This window comes from Flavobacterium sp. KACC 22758 (assembly GCF_028736135.1).
In the GTDB taxonomy this organism is placed as follows: domain Bacteria; phylum Bacteroidota; class Bacteroidia; order Flavobacteriales; family Flavobacteriaceae; genus Flavobacterium; species Flavobacterium johnsoniae.
Window position 1 is genome coordinate 190492 of the sequence record NZ_CP117878.1, and the last position, 15352, is coordinate 205843.

14 protein-coding genes are annotated in these 15352 nt (G+C 30.0%); 11 read left to right on the forward strand and 3 right to left on the reverse strand.

Going from position 1 to position 15352, the window contains the following annotated elements; genetic code table 11:
* From PQ462_RS00905 to PQ462_RS00955, 11 genes are all read left to right on the forward strand, one after another.
* The gene (locus PQ462_RS00905; protein ID WP_274252032.1) at positions 1-4068 is read left to right on the forward strand and encodes a PAAR-like protein; all 4068 of its coding nucleotides are present in this window, start codon (positions 1-3) and stop codon (positions 4066-4068) included.
* Positions 4058-5068 carry a hypothetical protein gene (locus PQ462_RS00910; RefSeq protein ID WP_274252033.1) on the forward strand — a complete coding sequence of 337 codons (1011 nt, stop codon included), beginning with the start codon at positions 4058-4060 and terminating at the stop codon, positions 5066-5068. The genes PQ462_RS00905 and PQ462_RS00910 overlap by 11 nt, the downstream gene beginning before the upstream one ends.
* A gap of 14 nt (positions 5069-5082) precedes the next feature.
* On the forward strand, positions 5083-6012 hold the full coding sequence (locus PQ462_RS00915) for a hypothetical protein (protein WP_274252034.1): 930 nt from the start codon (positions 5083-5085) through the stop codon (positions 6010-6012).
* Between the two features lie 269 nt (positions 6013-6281).
* A complete protein-coding gene (locus PQ462_RS00920) occupies positions 6282-7046 on the forward strand; it encodes a CHAP domain-containing protein (RefSeq protein ID WP_274252035.1) in 765 nt (254 codons plus the stop codon).
* 1 nt (position 7047) lies between these two features.
* A complete protein-coding gene (locus tag PQ462_RS00925; protein WP_274252036.1) occupies positions 7048-8016 on the forward strand; it encodes a hypothetical protein in 969 nt (322 codons plus the stop codon).
* Positions 8017-8224: 208 nt separating this feature from the next.
* Positions 8225-8770, forward strand: a complete 546-nt coding sequence (locus PQ462_RS00930) for a hypothetical protein (protein WP_274252037.1) — start codon at positions 8225-8227, stop codon at positions 8768-8770.
* 26 nt (positions 8771-8796) lie between these two features.
* The gene (locus PQ462_RS00935) at positions 8797-9591 is read left to right on the forward strand and encodes a hypothetical protein (protein WP_121362632.1); all 795 of its coding nucleotides are present in this window, start codon (positions 8797-8799) and stop codon (positions 9589-9591) included.
* 18 nt (positions 9592-9609) lie between these two features.
* The gene (locus tag PQ462_RS00940; protein ID WP_274252038.1) at positions 9610-10524 is read left to right on the forward strand and encodes a hypothetical protein; all 915 of its coding nucleotides are present in this window, start codon (positions 9610-9612) and stop codon (positions 10522-10524) included.
* A 222-nt stretch (positions 10525-10746) separates the two neighbouring features.
* The gene (locus PQ462_RS00945; protein WP_121362630.1) at positions 10747-11034 is read left to right on the forward strand and encodes a hypothetical protein; all 288 of its coding nucleotides are present in this window, start codon (positions 10747-10749) and stop codon (positions 11032-11034) included.
* Positions 11035-11675: 641 nt separating this feature from the next.
* Positions 11676-11996 carry a hypothetical protein gene (locus PQ462_RS00950; protein ID WP_274252039.1) on the forward strand — a complete coding sequence of 107 codons (321 nt, stop codon included), beginning with the start codon at positions 11676-11678 and terminating at the stop codon, positions 11994-11996.
* A gap of 5 nt (positions 11997-12001) precedes the next feature.
* Entirely contained in the window at positions 12002-12586 is a 585-nt protein-coding gene (locus PQ462_RS00955; RefSeq protein ID WP_274252041.1) for a hypothetical protein, read from the forward strand.
* 109 nt (positions 12587-12695) lie between these two features.
* On the opposite strand, the gene PQ462_RS00960 is transcribed toward PQ462_RS00955, so the two are convergent.
* The 3 genes from PQ462_RS00960 to PQ462_RS00970 all read right to left on the reverse strand — a co-directional run bounded on the left by PQ462_RS00960 (position 12696) and on the right by PQ462_RS00970 (position 15347).
* Entirely contained in the window at positions 12696-12869 is a 174-nt protein-coding gene (locus tag PQ462_RS00960) for a hypothetical protein (protein WP_274252042.1), read from the reverse strand.
* Between the two features lie 156 nt (positions 12870-13025).
* On the reverse strand, positions 13026-14225 hold the full coding sequence (locus PQ462_RS00965; protein ID WP_274252043.1) for a DUF418 domain-containing protein: 1200 nt from the start codon (positions 14223-14225) through the stop codon (positions 13026-13028).
* A 183-nt stretch (positions 14226-14408) separates the two neighbouring features.
* Complete coding sequence (locus tag PQ462_RS00970; RefSeq protein WP_012023282.1) at positions 14409-15347, reverse strand: L-threonine 3-dehydrogenase; 939 nt, start codon at positions 15345-15347, stop codon at positions 14409-14411.
* Between the last annotated feature and the right edge of the window lie 5 nt (positions 15348-15352).

Sequence of the window (15352 nt, forward strand, 5' to 3'; positions counted from 1 at the left end):
ATGAATAGTTCAATACCTTATTTAGTAAAAAAAGATGATACACTTGAAAGTATTGCTAAAGAACTTGGAATAACAGATCCTTATGATTTGCGTCATTACCATAATATGAACGCAGAAATAAATGATGGAATTGGTCAGGAACCAGTTCAGGGGAAAACACTGCTGACTCCTTCTCCAGAAAAAATAAAGGAAATAAATGCCAAAAGAGCTAAACTTGATGAAGCCGAAGAAGCAGAAATACAAAAGGAAGAACAAGTAAAAGAAGAACAACATAAAGAACAGAAAGAAGAAAAAGAACAGGAAGAAAAACAAGAAAAAGAAACTGTCCAAAATGCACACAACGATAAATATTTTGTGGTGCATGGAGGTTTGTGCTCTTGTGATAAGGCAGAAAATCCAAAACAGACAGCCAAATTATTAGTTACTTCTCACAATAAAGTAATTCTAAATGCCGAGGCAGGAAAATTTTTTGCTACCGAGATTGATAAAACTTTCGATCCGGCCGCCGCGACTTTTGGTAAATGCACCCTAAAACCATCTTCAGGTGGTAATCAGCCTTGTGCGCTGGCGCCCGCACCAAAATGGACAAAGGTCTACGATAAAACAAGTATTTTTGGCAACAAAGTACTTACAGAGATTTCAACACTGCAATGCACTGTTGGAGGAAAAATAGAAGTTGCCAAACACGGACAAACCAATACCGTTATGAAAGAGCATGCCGAGAAAACAAATCCGGCGGCGCTTGCATTAATTAACCCGGCAGTAAAAATGCCCAATTTAAAAACAGCATATCCAAGTGTTTCAAGCATTGCTTTAAAAAGCTTAAAAAATGATCCTGATTTCAAAGCAGTATCATCAGCACAGACAAAGAATGTTGAGAAAATAGTTATACGCCCTAATCAGGAATGTACGTTTGAAGCAAAAGTAAGCAAAGGCAATGTCGATTTTGTTTCATGGGTAATTTATGAGGGTTTTGACGGAGATAAAGACAAGAGATTATACACAGAAGAACAAATAGGAACACGTTTTACGTACACATTTTCAACAGTTGGGAAGTACCGAATTGAAGGCTACGGAAAACCTAAACAAGACGATCCCGAAGCCGAAACAGCATATAAAAGTTATCCGGACTGCTGTCTGGACATCGAAGTGATTTTAAACAAACTGCAAGGAACTGAACTCCTGCCAATTGACGGTGGTAATTTTACCAAAATGATTGGAGGAAAAATGAGATTAAGACAAAACTTTCCTGCTAGTTTTAAAGCCAATTTTTTAATGCCTCCTACAGATGAGGAGCTTGAAAATTTGAAAATGTATGTTACAGATGCTTCAGGAAGTGTTTTAAAATCGACTAGAATTGAAAATACCATATCGTTTACTCCTGTAAATACAAAAGCAAAGTATACAATTACTGCTCAATATAAATTATCTGCCGAGGAAGTACAGAAACAAAGTTTTTCAGCAGAAACAATTACCAATTCTGTTTCTCAGATAACACATAATGCCGAGGTGATAAGACCAGGGACCCCTATGAATTTTGCTGTAAAAGAAAGCACATTTAGTCTTTATATCCCCGATGAGCAGGAAGCTGTAGCTAAAGAAGTGCAAGCTGTAAAATGGAATCTAAACGGACGCCTGATTGGCAACGGAAAAAGTATAACCATACCAGGGCATGAATTAATGAATTTCGGTAAATATGTTATAGAAGCTTATGTTACACTGGCAAATGCTTATGGGCAGAATGCCAAACATGAAGAAGACGACTGGCATTTTGAAGTAAAAGAAAATGATGTAATTTCTTTTAGTTATACAGGAGTTCCCAAAGTAGGTAAAACCACTTTTTTAGAAGCGGATCATTTAGTGTTTCCAGATTTGACTGTAAACGAAACAGTAATTTGGGATACCGCAATACCACATAAAACGACAGATAAAAAAACAATATCCATAAAGCCTCTTAAAGCTGGAAAAGAAATAGTAAAATGCCGTATAAACAGGCAGCAGGGTAAAACATTAAGTATAGATGTAAAACAGGCAAAAGTACTGGGAATGATGTTTACCGACAGCAATGGCATAGAGATCGAAAAGTCGGGCTGGCACCAAACCGTAAATATTTGGGTACAGCAGGAACATCTTATAGGAGAAGACCTCACGATTGAAATTTGGGATAATGATGCTTTTAAAGATGATTACTGCAAAGCAATTAATATAAAAAGTTACGACGGAAATCTTATCCCGTTTACATTAGACAGCTACGTAAAAAGTAAAGCAGGAGATTGGGCTATGCTGTATGTAAAAATTAGTGCACCAAAATTGAAACTAGCCAATACCGAAGGTGTTTTTAAATCTAAAAATCGTCTGGATGTTCAGGATAAACGAGAAATTTATTCTGCTCAAATTGGATCACAAGATGCCAAACAAAGACATTATCATGTCGATTACAACCAACTAAGTTATTTCTATGGAAAGTCTCGTGGTATTAAAGCCGGAGAAAAGCTAAAAATCACGATTTACGAAAAAGGCAAGAAGTTATTTGAAGTAACTGATGCTACAGTCGATACAAGCGGTGCTGTAAAAGGAAAGTTACAATGGGATAGAATTAGTGAAAAATTGCCATCGCGCACAGTATATGCAGTGGTACAAGATGGTGAAGATAAGATTTTATATAATGGCAATAAAACAGCTAATGGCGGGGTTGCGATTACTAAAAAAAGCGCTTTGCTTGGTTTGGCGGAATATAAAAGTGCTGTTTTGGTTAAGAAATCTGAGAGTAGTATTTCTAAAATGAATAATAAAAATTGTGCTTGTGAATGTGAGGCAAGAGTAAGGGCATTTATGAGTATGTTAAGGGTTAAGGAAGGAACTACTGGAGAAGTAGGTTATAAAAAATTATTTGGACATAGAGATTTTACGAAAGCTCCATATAATAAGGATTTTAGTACTCATCCCCAAATTTATATTCCTTATGGTGACACATCAACTTCTGCAGCTGGAGCTTATCAGATTATGTATGACACTTTTAAGGGATTAAATGGTTATTATAAGGATACAAATGGAGTTTGGCATTATGTAGAAAAAAACAATCGTGCAAAGCTTTATAATATTAATACTTTTAATCAAGAATCACAGGATAAATATTGCGTTACAATTTTAAAATATAGTTATGTAAGCGAGAGAAAAGAGAGTTTTTTTTGGAAAACAGATAGCAGGGGTGTCAAAACTGAAATTTCACAAAGAAGAAAATTTAGAGGGCTTAAAGGTGATATTGTTCAACTGATTATTGATGATAATCTTGAAAAGGCTGCTTTATTATCCTCTTTATGTTGGTCTAGTTTGCCAAATGCACCATATGGGCAGCAAGATCCGAATTATACTTTTGCAGATGTTAAGGATATTTATAATGATTTTTTAAAGAAAGAGTTGGCAGAAAAAAGTGATTTGTATCTTAAAAAGGGCTTTTTAAAAGAGTTTGGATATGAGTGCTGTGCAGTAAATGATAAAACTAACTGTCCAGATGATTGTTCTCAATGTTTTAATTATGCAGATGTATGGGATAATCCAGAAATAAGTTCAGACAACCATGGCAAAAATAACAATAGATATGGTACAAGCACAAGAGGCCATAAGGGGGTTGATATTCTTTCCGGCCCAAATTATAAAGATGTCCATTCCTTACTATGTGGTACAGTAGAAAATATTGTTACTTCATTTCGAACAAACGAATATGGATTTTTAAAATTAGGTAATGTTGTAAATATAAAATCTAAGGACAAAGATGGTAAAACTGTATATATTCTTTATTGTCATTTAGATTCCGTTTCTGTTAGAATAGGTCAAAAAGTGAAACACGGACAAAAAATTGCTGTTTCTGGTTCAACTGGAAATGCATCTTATGATGGATTGCCTAATGGATCAGCAGGACATGGAATTAAAAAGGAATTTTGGCATTGTCATATAGAAGCTTGTTCTGATGGCGCGAATGCAGTTACTTTTTTTGGAAAAGATAGATTAAATCCAGAAGATTATATGAAAACTAAATTTGATAAAGATGGTAATAGGATTGAGAAATAAAGGATTTTATATTTTGAGTTTAATTTTTGTTTGTATTTCATGTAAAAAAAATACTCAAAAATTTAACAATGTCGTTGTTCAAAAAACAAAAAATGAATTACATATAGATTTTTTTGATAAACATTATTTTTCAGGTTATCAATTGATTATTGATGAATCAAACTTGTCAGATCATCCTTTTTTTAGTTATTTAAATTGCAATAGAGAAGGATATTTTGCTGTACATTTTGTTCCTAAAAGCGATTCTTTAATTTCTTACTGGCAAGATAAATATTACGCGAATTTTAATTTTAATGATTTTGATAATGAAGTGGAGAACACAAAAATTAGCAAGAAACTTAAAAATAATTTTAAGAAATATAATATTTTTTGTTACTGTATTAAAAGAGAATACCTCGAATTCAAAGATGGTTGCACGCAGGAAAGTATATACCTGAAAAAAAATAGCTATGCAAATATTTATTTATATGATCAGGATTCAAAAAAATGGGTTTTAAAAAAACAGATTAAAAACGATTTGCTTCCACCTTACATCAATAATCTGTTCTTTATAAATTTATTTCCCAAAATATTTTCGATAGACAATTATAAGATTTTAAAGTATACAGATACTTCTACAGATGATTTTTTACTAAATGATAAATTTTCATGGTTTTATAATTGTAATAGCTCCAATAGTTTAAGTCTTGAAGAAAAATATTTTCAAATTACCTCGCCCGACAGAGGTTTTACTATTCAAGCGAAATTTGATAAAATCTCACCAAATTATTTTAACATGAAGTTTAATGATGCGCCATTATTTCCTTATCCTGAAAACATGGATTGGAAGAATTTTTCTAAAGATTCAATTATTTCAAACATTCAATATGTTGATAATCAAATTGAGTTTACATGGTTAGGGTTTTATAATACAAAAACAAAAAAAAGAGAGTTTTTAGAAAATCCATTCACAGGCAGAGTTGAACAATTACCAATAATTTTAAAGAAATGCGATGAATAATAAAATATTAACAAATGAATATAAATAAATTTTTAAGTATAATCTTTTCAGTTTTAATTATTAGTTGCAAAGGACAAGATAAAGAAAAGAATAAAGAAACTGTAAATTTAAATAATTTAACATTATTGGGTGTAACAAAGAAAAATAGTCTTTACACAGTGATAAACAGGTGTGATGGAGGGTATCCAGTATTACGGTTTTATAAAAATAGATTTTATTTTTATATACCACAGGAGGGAGCTTATTATCTTACTGAATCAATAAAGGAAATTGAAAATCAAAATTATCAAATAACAACTAAAGGTTATTATTTTTTATCAAATGAAAAGCCAATACCAAGTAAAAAAATATGGTATTTAAGAAAGATAGACCAATTATTATGGGATTTTGGCGACGAGAAATCACAATATCAGTTTGCAGATAGTATAAGTTTAATCAAGAGGAAAATTAAATTTTATAATCAACCTTGTCGAGAATGTTGGGATGATGAAGAATGTAATAAACTAGAGCCTCAGAAGAAAATAGTAGGAACTATTAAGTTAGATGACAGTTCTTTTAACAAGTCCATAGAATTAGTGAAACAAGAATTCATTAATATAGAACTGCCAAAATTAAAGAAAACGAATAAATTGATTGGAGGTATAGATGTATTAGAAACATATTTAGGAGATGTAACAAATGATAATATTAATGATATAGTTCTTTTTTATTCCCTAACAGCAAAAGATGGAAACGCCAATATAAGTAGTGGTTTAAACATATATAAAAACACAGGTAAGGAGATGAAATTAATACAAAGTATTATACCTGATTTTATGTTTTATGTTAAAAAAATATCAAATGATAGTATCTACGTTGAGAAAATTGAATATAGAGATAGTGATTCTAGATGTTGTCCATCATTAAAATCAGAAGTTGTGTTGAAAGTAAATAAAAGTGATTAGGAGTTTGTCAATTTCAAATAACTTTATAAAAAATAAATTAGTCTAAATGCAAAAATATTTAATAATTACCATTTTAAGTGCTTTTATCTGTGCTTGTCAACAAAAAAAGAAGTTAGTTTTCTTAATAAGACTTTGATTAAATTAGATTCAATTCAATGAAAACTTATGCTTGATGATAGATGTGGCATAGATGCACCTAAAAAGAGAAAAAAGGATTACACATTAGGAATTCAACTGATATATATTGTGTGATTTTTTGTCCAGAATTAATGGGGAAAAATGATAATGATGTTGTTTATATTAAAGGAGATGGTAACTATGAAACTAATGAATCTTTAGATAAGGATGGAAATAGTGATGGGAAGATACAATATTCCGAAATAAGATTTCGATTAACTCCTTCTTTATCTCTAGGTCTTTCCAATAAAGCATTGAAATTTGAATGTAGTTTAAAACAAAGTGATAATGAAACTAATTCCGATGGAGTGCTAGAAGAAATGAAAAAATTGGTAGATAAAAATATTCCGTACAGTCAATTAGGAGAAAGAGGAGCACTTTCTGAAGCGGGGCTTAAAAATTTGGATTGCTCAGAAACTGTTGGTATATACCTCCATAAATTAGGAATTATGCCAGTATATAAAGCAATTGATACGAGTACATTAACTAATGAAGATAATTTTAGGACTACAATAGGGAGTAATAATATCGATTTTATTGTAGGTAGTGATAAGAAAGATTTTAAGCCTCAAAGAGGAGATGTGTTTGTTTGGAGAAGAAATAAAAAAGATCATGGTAAAACGGATGGACATACCGGGATAGTATATAATTATGATGAGACTACTGATATTGTTACAATACTTGAAGCAATAGGTGACGTTGGAGCAGTAAGTGAAACAGATCAAGTAAAAAATGGTGGATATTCAGGAACAGGTTGCTCTAGAACTGCTAAATATAAGAGATTAAAAGGAGCATTATATGGACATGAGGGCTGGAAAGGTTTTTTTAGACCTAAAAACTATACAAAAAAATTGTAATATGAAAAATGTAATTTATTTAGTATTATTTGTTTTGTTTTCTTGTAATAAACAAGAAAATAAAATTATTAATAGTGAAAAACAAACAGCAAACAATACTGTTAAAATTGAAAAGGATTTAGATCAGATACTTGTCTGCGATAACTTTGATATAAGAGATGGATATTATCAAATTCCAGACTATGGCTGTACATATGATAATAAAATTAATAAACTTGGAAATGCAAATGTTATAATCATACCCAAAACAGAAAAATTTCAAACTAATTTAATAGAATCTCATTGTTTAGATGATATGGATTGCCTTAAAGATGTTTATAAAAATATTAGTAGTTTAACTATGAAAGAATTTAAAAACAATTTTAATGCAATCATATTTATAATCGATAAAAGATTTTTAAAAAAGACACCATCCTTGGATCAAGCTTTTAATGCTGAAATGCCTTATATTATAGATACTTACATATTACAAGATGGTGAATGGAAAGAAGGCTTTCAATACAAAGTCAATAATGATAATGATTTGGCTAAAATGAAGGATTGGGAAGAGAAATATTTAAGGGAGCTTGTTAATTCAAGTATTTCAACCACAAAAGATGCATCGTTATTAGAAGTTAGTTACATAGATAAAAAGTGGATTGGTAATTATTCTGTTAAACTTAATTATGGAGAAACCCAAGGTTTATATTCAGGATTAACAATCAAAATTATGATTAAAAAAGATTCCATATTAGCTAGTGGTGAGGGATACCAAATTGGCTTTAAAGATTTACTATCTGCTAATAATGATGGTAATAAGCTAATATTTAATCAGCTGAGAAATTTGGAAGGAAATGATTTAGGGAGCACAATGAAACCTGAGTTTATTTTAGTAGAACAAGGCGGTAAATATTACATTCAGTCAGAATGGATTGACAGTGAGTTTGTTAATAAAAAAAACAACCTAGGTTATGAGATTGAAAAAAAGTAAAAAGATATATTTATTGATAATTTTTCCAATTTTATTTGGTTGAAAAAAAACGGCAACACCAATTAAAAAACTAGAAATAAAACAAAACAAAGAACTTTTAGCTTTAGATAAAAATAGTGTTTTTAGTACAGGTGATGAATTTATAAACATCATTTGTTCAACTGCCAGGGACAATGATGATTTTTATAATTTATCATGTGATGATTTTATGATGTCGAATTCAATTTTAAAATCGGATGTACAAAATCAAGTTGAGTTTATATATATAAAGTTTAAGGATATAGACAAAGCAATTATTCGAAATATAAAAACTTCTGAATTAATAACATCTGGACCAACTGTTTTTAAAAAAAATAATACTTATGTCTTTTTGTTTCCACTGATAGGGGAATATAATTTTGGTTGGTTGCTGTATTATTACAAAGAGAATAAGTTATATTTTTTAGGAAAGCGAATTTGTTATTGGAATAATGAATATGAAGAAACAAAAACATCTTATAAAGATTTTACAAAAATTTACGAAAAAGATGAAATGATAATTGTTGAAATGGATTCTAAGAATATAATTGTTAAAGACAAAGACTATTTAAATTATCCGAATTATGATGATGGAAAACTATTTGAATTTAAAGAAAAATATCAATTTAGATTTGATTTAAAAAACATTAATTTCTTCAAAAAATATGATAATGGAGATTATGAAGGAGACTATAATAAGATGATTAATAATAACATAATTACTCCAATAGAGTAGTAAAAACAGTTTAAAATATTAAATTAATGAAAAGTGTTATCGCGATAATTTCATTGTTGTCCATTCTATCATGTAAGTATAACGAAGACAAAAAAGCAATACAAAAAAACATTAGAGAAGTTCCAGTCAAAAAAACTGAAACATTACTTAAAAAAAACAATCAGGGATCTGAAGATTTAAAAATTGATTGTTCTCAATTAATTTTAAGCTTAATAAAAAAATCAAATTTTAAAAATCCTTTCAAAGAGAATTTAAAAATTGAAATTATAGACAATAACGGTGTTAATATGAAATTACGTTTGTTTGATGCAAATGACAAATCAGAAAATACTGTTGGATGGATTGTTTTTGATGCAGAAAATATGAGACTTCTTGATATTACTAATGATGATAAAAATCCAGAAAAGTTAAAATTCGACAAAATAATATGGAATAAAATTATTGCTTGCTTATTTAATAATGATCGTAGTTTTTGTTTTGATGAAAATGAGAAAACATTACAAAATGAAGATTGTAAAACGATTATAGAGGATATGGACAATATAGAAGAATGTTTATTTAAAAACACCAACCTTAAAGATGTGTATAATAAATTAGTTGAAGAACATAGAGTGAATGATTCTGAATTTTTAAATAAAGTATTGCCTAAATCAAGTGAGATTATAGCAGTAAATCAAAATGGAATAATGAATATCGAATACAAAGTTGTGAATAATACTAAAGTAGAAATTAACATGAATTATCAAGGAGGCGTTACAATAATAGAATTACAGAAAATTAATAATAATGTAAAGCAAATCATTACTTATAGTGCTGATTAAGGAATGAGAAAAAAAATCATGAAACAAATCTCAATGTTATTTTGTCTTATTCTATTATCAATTTCTATAATATCATGCAAAGACAAAAAAAGAATTGCAAATCTTAAAGAGAAAAAATTACAACTACCTGTAGGACATACTTTTTTTCGTGTTACTATAAAAAATAGAGACACAGTTATATGCCAGCCTTGCGATGCTAATATTGCAAAATATGTTATATATAAAGACAGTGTTTTCCATAATTGGGGGCAAGAAAATTATATGCTAAATATTGTTTCATTAATTAATGGAGGTAATCAAATTAAATTAAAAACTACTTATAAATATAATAATGAGACTCCTGATGGAATAGATAGTACGATTACTATTCAACAATTAAATAAAAAAATCTGGAAAATAAATGATGAAATTTTTATAGATAGTTTACATATCAATTCAATTAGACATATAAACCAACCATGTAAAGAATTTGATAATTGTGATGAAAATAAAAAAGAAGTAAATATATCGGCTTTATTTGCTATAAATAAACAGTGGAGTAATCATTGCGAGAAAGGGGTAGACAAAGACAATATAATTTTTTATTCCCCAGATGAGATAGCATTTGAGATAAGTTCAATTAATTTTATTTGTGGAGCAATTTCTAAAAAAGCAGGAAATAATACAATTGAATTATACTTAAAAGAATCAGGTAATGATTATGCGCCTAATGGAGAAGTATATTCTAATAATAACCTTCCAAATGGAATAGATTTTTATGATTGCTCGCTAACAGTACCTGTAGCAGAAGTCAAATTAATAAACGAATTTAATGCAGAATTTAAATGGCTTGGTTTTTATGATACGAAGAAGAAAACAAGAGTTTATTTGAAAAATCCCTTTACTGATAAGATTGAGAAAGAATCAATTATTCTGAAAAAATGTGATGACTAAAAATGAAAACAAATTATATTTTAATGATAGCAATATTACTATTACTATTGTCGTGTCAAGGTCAAACACATGATAGTAATATATTAGCTACTAAAAACGAAAATTCTAAAGAATACAGAATGGTTTTTTGTAGACAAAAAAGATAACGGGAAATATTTTTATTGTGATGATGTTTCCAAATCAATTAAAGTTACTGATGATTCGATAGTTGATCATACAACAATGGAAGATTCAAATTTCAAAATTGACCATATTAAAAAGAAGAATAATATAATATTTCTGTATTTAAATAAAGAAGAATCGTCATTTTATAAGTTTGAATGGATTAGTAAAGAGCAAGGGATTTCAAAATGGACTTTGGGAAGTTATCAAGGTACTTATTATGTTATAAAAAGGAATCTAGGAACTATTAAAAAGATTCTTTGTGATCAAGAAAATGAAAAACCTGAATGTGAGTTAAAAGGTCTTTCCTCAAAATTTAACTTTACAATAAAGGGGTTTAGAATTTGAAGATGAAAAGGAAAAGAAAAAGAAGAAACCAGTTTCAGTACTAATAACAATTACTAACAAGCAAAATTTATCTCAAATTCAAGAAATACGATTTGAACCTTATTCTTGGGTTTTATTTGACGATATCCCTTGTGAAGCATTTACAGTCAAAGATTTTAATTTTGATGAATTAGATGATTTTGCTTTTATTTGGGATAATGGTGGAGATTCTGAACCTGTTTTTTCTTATTTTTTCCAAAATAACAAAGGTGAATTTATTGAGGATTTAATTTTCCATTAAATCATAGTTTTTTGCCAAAAGAACTAAATAAAAAAGATAAAACATTAACAATAAGTGGTGCATTTGGTTGTTGTAAAACTTTTAAAACAATCTTTCAACTGAAAACAGATAAATGGGTCGTAATCCATTCAGAAGAAAAAGAGAAGTAATTTTTTTTCAAACAAAGATCTTACCATCGAGATTTGAGATAACTACGCCTTTAAAGACGATTACTGCAAAGCAATTACTGTAAAAAGTTACGACGGAAATCTTATCCCGTTTACATTAGACAGCTACGTAAAAAGTAAAGCAGGAGATTGGGCTAAAAGATTTATTAGAACAAGAAAAAAATATAAGTTACAGTACACAATTTACGGATGAATTGAAAGGAATTGATATAAAAGAAACAGATGATGTTTTTTTTATTTATATGCATTTAGATAGTGTTGTTTTTACAGAAGAAGATGCTACTAATAGATTGGAGGTTGAAGCAGGAACAGTTTTAGGATATGCAGGTGTATCTGGTTCGATAGCAAGTGGCGGTCATGCTCCGCATTTACATTTAGAAGTTGCTACGGTATTGGATGCTTATGGTAAAGGAGAAAGTGTTAGGACCAATCCAGCAAGATTTATTAATTTGCAATCATACGACACTGAGGATCAGGATAAAGAGGCGAAAAATAAACACATTTATATAAAATAATACATATGAAATACTTTTTAAAATTACTCCAGCTAGTTATGATTTTTCTTTTGGCGTCATGTTTTAAAAATAATAAAATTGAAGACAATGTAAAGGTAAAAAAGAGCAATGTTGAAAGCAAAATCAATGAAAAAAAGGAAAATGTTTATATTCATAAACAAAAAGAAAATAATGAAAATGAGAATAGTGATACTGATGAATTTATTTCTCATTCTTTGTTTGAAAAATGGAAAGGAGTATATGAATTTGAGCAAGATAGTCAATTAGATAGCTGGGGAAGAGAATCAGTACTTATTGCAGAATTGACTCTGATTAAACCTGATAGCTGTGTTTTTAAAAGTTGGATTGCAGACGAAAACGGGAAAAGATATATTAAAAATGATAACTACAAGGAAATTATAGGAGGCATCCTCGCTACAACAAATAAAGATTCTATAGAGTTTTATAGTAAAAGAGTGATAAGTGGAGAAAATAATACTTTATCTCCATTATTAACTCTTACTAAAAATGGTAAAAATTATTTTATATATAGTTTTATAACGTCTCCACCTAGTAATGGTATTGTCGAAATGCCTATAGATAAAAGATAAATAATGTATTAATGTGTTTAGGGAGTTTATCAAATGTTATTTTGAATCTAAAAATCATCTTAATGTTGAGGATAAAAGAGAAATCTACTCAGCCGTAATTGTGGATTGTCTACAGGATGATGCCATAAATTTTCTTTTTTTCTATATAATCGCAGCTAATTACATTTGCCTTATTTTCTTTACCTCTATCAATATAGATTTGAATTCCTTTTTTGATTTCACCTTTAGTAACCATCCCATCATTATTACCGTATTTAAGATTTGTATCAAATCCTTTGTTCATTTCATAAGCCAAAATTCTAAGATGCCAAACAAAGACATTATCATGTCGATTACAAACAAGTAAGTTATTTCTATGGAAAATCTCGTGGTATTAAAGCCCTTAAAATTAAATTTAAGGGCTTTTTTTATTTTCAGGTTTATTCCAAAATCGTAACGGTTATATTGTTTTTATATCAGCAGGAGTAACCTCCGGCTGTATTTTTCTTAGAGGAAACCATTCTCTGTAACTTGCAGATCTCCATAGCCATTCAATTGGGCCGTAGTTGTATTTTGAAAGCCACCATTTGCTGATAAATAACTGGACAACAAAAATAAAAACTGCCAGCGAAAAGTAAAACCAATATGGCATTGTATCAGCAATACCCAAACCAATTCCTGAGAAAATAAATGCACCTAAAATGTTTTGGCTGATGTAATTGGTTAATGTCATTTTTCCGCCTGCACAAAAATAATTGAATATTGTTTTTAGTTTTTTATGGCTGTACAATAAAATAATTCCAGATGCTATAAAAATCATTGTACTCAAAATGAACCAAAAATAAGGATGAAAGAATTGAAGAAATGCTGCTTTGCTTTCAATGGCAGAGTAAAAAATAATACCCATTATAACCGCAATAACCAAGCTGATTACAAGTACATATAGTAATCGTTTTTTCATTTCGTTTAAACGGTTAAAAAAATCTATTTTTTGCAGGCAAACTCCAAAAAGCATACAGGCCAGCATAACAAGATGTGACGTAATCGCATACCCCGGAACAATAACCTGCTGGTAAAAAGAAGCCAGTAAATTAAACCTAAAAAAGTCCAGCCAGTTTCCTGAATAATATAATTTTAGATATTCTGCACTTGTAGTAATTGCAGTTCTTTCTACATTAAGACCTTTAATGTAAGACATTATAAAAGGAATCGCAGCGATAATTACAGCACAAATACAGGCTAATGTTTTTGCTGAGGTTTTGTAAAAAAATAGTAGTATGAGTCCTAAAAAAGCATAATCTTTTAAGATATCTCCAAACCAAAAACAAGAATCTATAAAAGCCAGACCAAAAAGCAGCAGCATTCGCCAGCTAAAAAAGCTAACCGGATTTTTGCCTTTTGCCGCAACATTATTAATTAAAATCGCAAATCCATAGCCAAACAAGACCGTTAATAAAGTCCATGATTTTCCAGCTAAAAAATACTGATCGAAATAAGATAATATCTCAGATAAAATACTATCCTTCGTTTCGTGCGGTACACCAATGAGCAGAAAACCGGAATAATTACCAATAACAACACCCAATAAAGCCCAGCCGCGAAGAATGTCGACAATAGCAGTTCTTTTGCTTTGTTCGACAGGATAATAAGAATTTGCCATTTGATTAACGTTTTTGTCTTAGTTTGATTAATGGTTTTAGATAAAAAAGGAATTATCCAGTACAATCAAAAGTAAGAAAATCATGCAGTTATCAAATCGTATCTTACAATCTTTTCATAAAAAAACGTGCTGTCCTAAAAGTATATCTTTTAAAACAGCACGCTTAATATGAAGTAGTTCCGATTAACTCAAATGTTCAATCATATCTTTTGTCATCGATTCCAGATCAAATTTATGATTCCAGCCCCAGTCTTCTCTTGCAGAACTGTCGTCGATACTTGCCGGCCAGCTGTCTGCAATTTTCTGACGGAAATCTGGATTGTAGGTAATTTCAAATTCAGGAATATGCTTTTTAATTTCGGCAGCAATTTCAGTTGGAGTAAAACTCATTGCCGCTAAATTATAAGAAGAATGTATTTTGATCTGCTCAACAGGAGCTTTCATAATATTAATGGTAGCATCGATTGCATCATCCATATACATCATTGGCATTTTGGTTTCAGACGACAAAAAGCATTCGTATTTTTTATCTGCGATCGCTTTGTAGAAAATATCAACTGCATAATCTGTAGTACCGCCGCCCGGAGGAGTCGACCAGCTTATTAAACCAGGATAACGTATGCTTCGAACATCAACACCATAAATATTATGATAGTATTCGCACCATCTTTCGCCAGATTGTTTACTGATTCCGTAAACCGTAGAAGGCTCCATAATCGTATATTGAGGTGTATTTTCTTTTGGAGTTGTCGGCCCAAAAACCGCAATACTCGACGGCCAGAAAATCTTTTGAATTTTTTTTGCTTTCGCTAAATTCAAAACATGAAAAAGCGAATTCATATTTAAATCCCAGGCAAAAGCCGGATTTTTTTCAGCAGTTGCAGATAAAAGTGCAGCCATCAAATAAACATCCGTAATTTTATGAACTTCAACAAGATGTTCAATCTGGTTAAAATCTAAAGCATTTACCACTTCAAAAGGTCCGGAATTAACCACATCCGTATTTAATTTTCGAATATCAGATGCAATGACATTTTCGGTCCCGTATAATTTGCGAAGTTTTTGAGTCAGCTCAGTGCCAATCTGCCCACAGGCACCAATGATTAATATTTTTGGATTCATTTTGT

Excerpts from the sequence above, each read along its gene's own strand:
- PQ462_RS00905 (WP_274252032.1), top strand. The coding sequence starts at position 1 with ATGAATAGTTCAATACCTTATTTAGTAAAAAAAGATGATACACTTGAA.
- PQ462_RS00915 (WP_274252034.1), top strand. The coding sequence starts at position 5,083 with ATGAATATAAATAAATTTTTAAGTATAATCTTTTCAGTTTTAATTATT.
- PQ462_RS00920 (WP_274252035.1), top strand. The coding sequence starts at position 6,282 with ATGGGGAAAAATGATAATGATGTTGTTTATATTAAAGGAGATGGTAAC.
- PQ462_RS00925 (WP_274252036.1), top strand. The coding sequence starts at position 7,048 with ATGAAAAATGTAATTTATTTAGTATTATTTGTTTTGTTTTCTTGTAAT.
- PQ462_RS00930 (WP_274252037.1), top strand. The coding sequence starts at position 8,225 with ATGATGTCGAATTCAATTTTAAAATCGGATGTACAAAATCAAGTTGAG.
- PQ462_RS00935 (WP_121362632.1), top strand. The coding sequence starts at position 8,797 with ATGAAAAGTGTTATCGCGATAATTTCATTGTTGTCCATTCTATCATGT.
- PQ462_RS00940 (WP_274252038.1), top strand. The coding sequence starts at position 9,610 with ATGAAACAAATCTCAATGTTATTTTGTCTTATTCTATTATCAATTTCT.
- PQ462_RS00945 (WP_121362630.1), top strand. The coding sequence starts at position 10,747 with ATGGAAGATTCAAATTTCAAAATTGACCATATTAAAAAGAAGAATAAT.
- PQ462_RS00955 (WP_274252041.1), top strand. The coding sequence starts at position 12,002 with ATGAAATACTTTTTAAAATTACTCCAGCTAGTTATGATTTTTCTTTTG.
- PQ462_RS00960 (WP_274252042.1), bottom strand. The coding sequence starts at position 12,869 with ATGAACAAAGGATTTGATACAAATCTTAAATACGGTAATAATGATGGG.
- PQ462_RS00965 (WP_274252043.1), bottom strand. The coding sequence starts at position 14,225 with ATGGCAAATTCTTATTATCCTGTCGAACAAAGCAAAAGAACTGCTATT.
- PQ462_RS00970 (WP_012023282.1), bottom strand. The coding sequence starts at position 15,347 with ATGAATCCAAAAATATTAATCATTGGTGCCTGTGGGCAGATTGGCACT.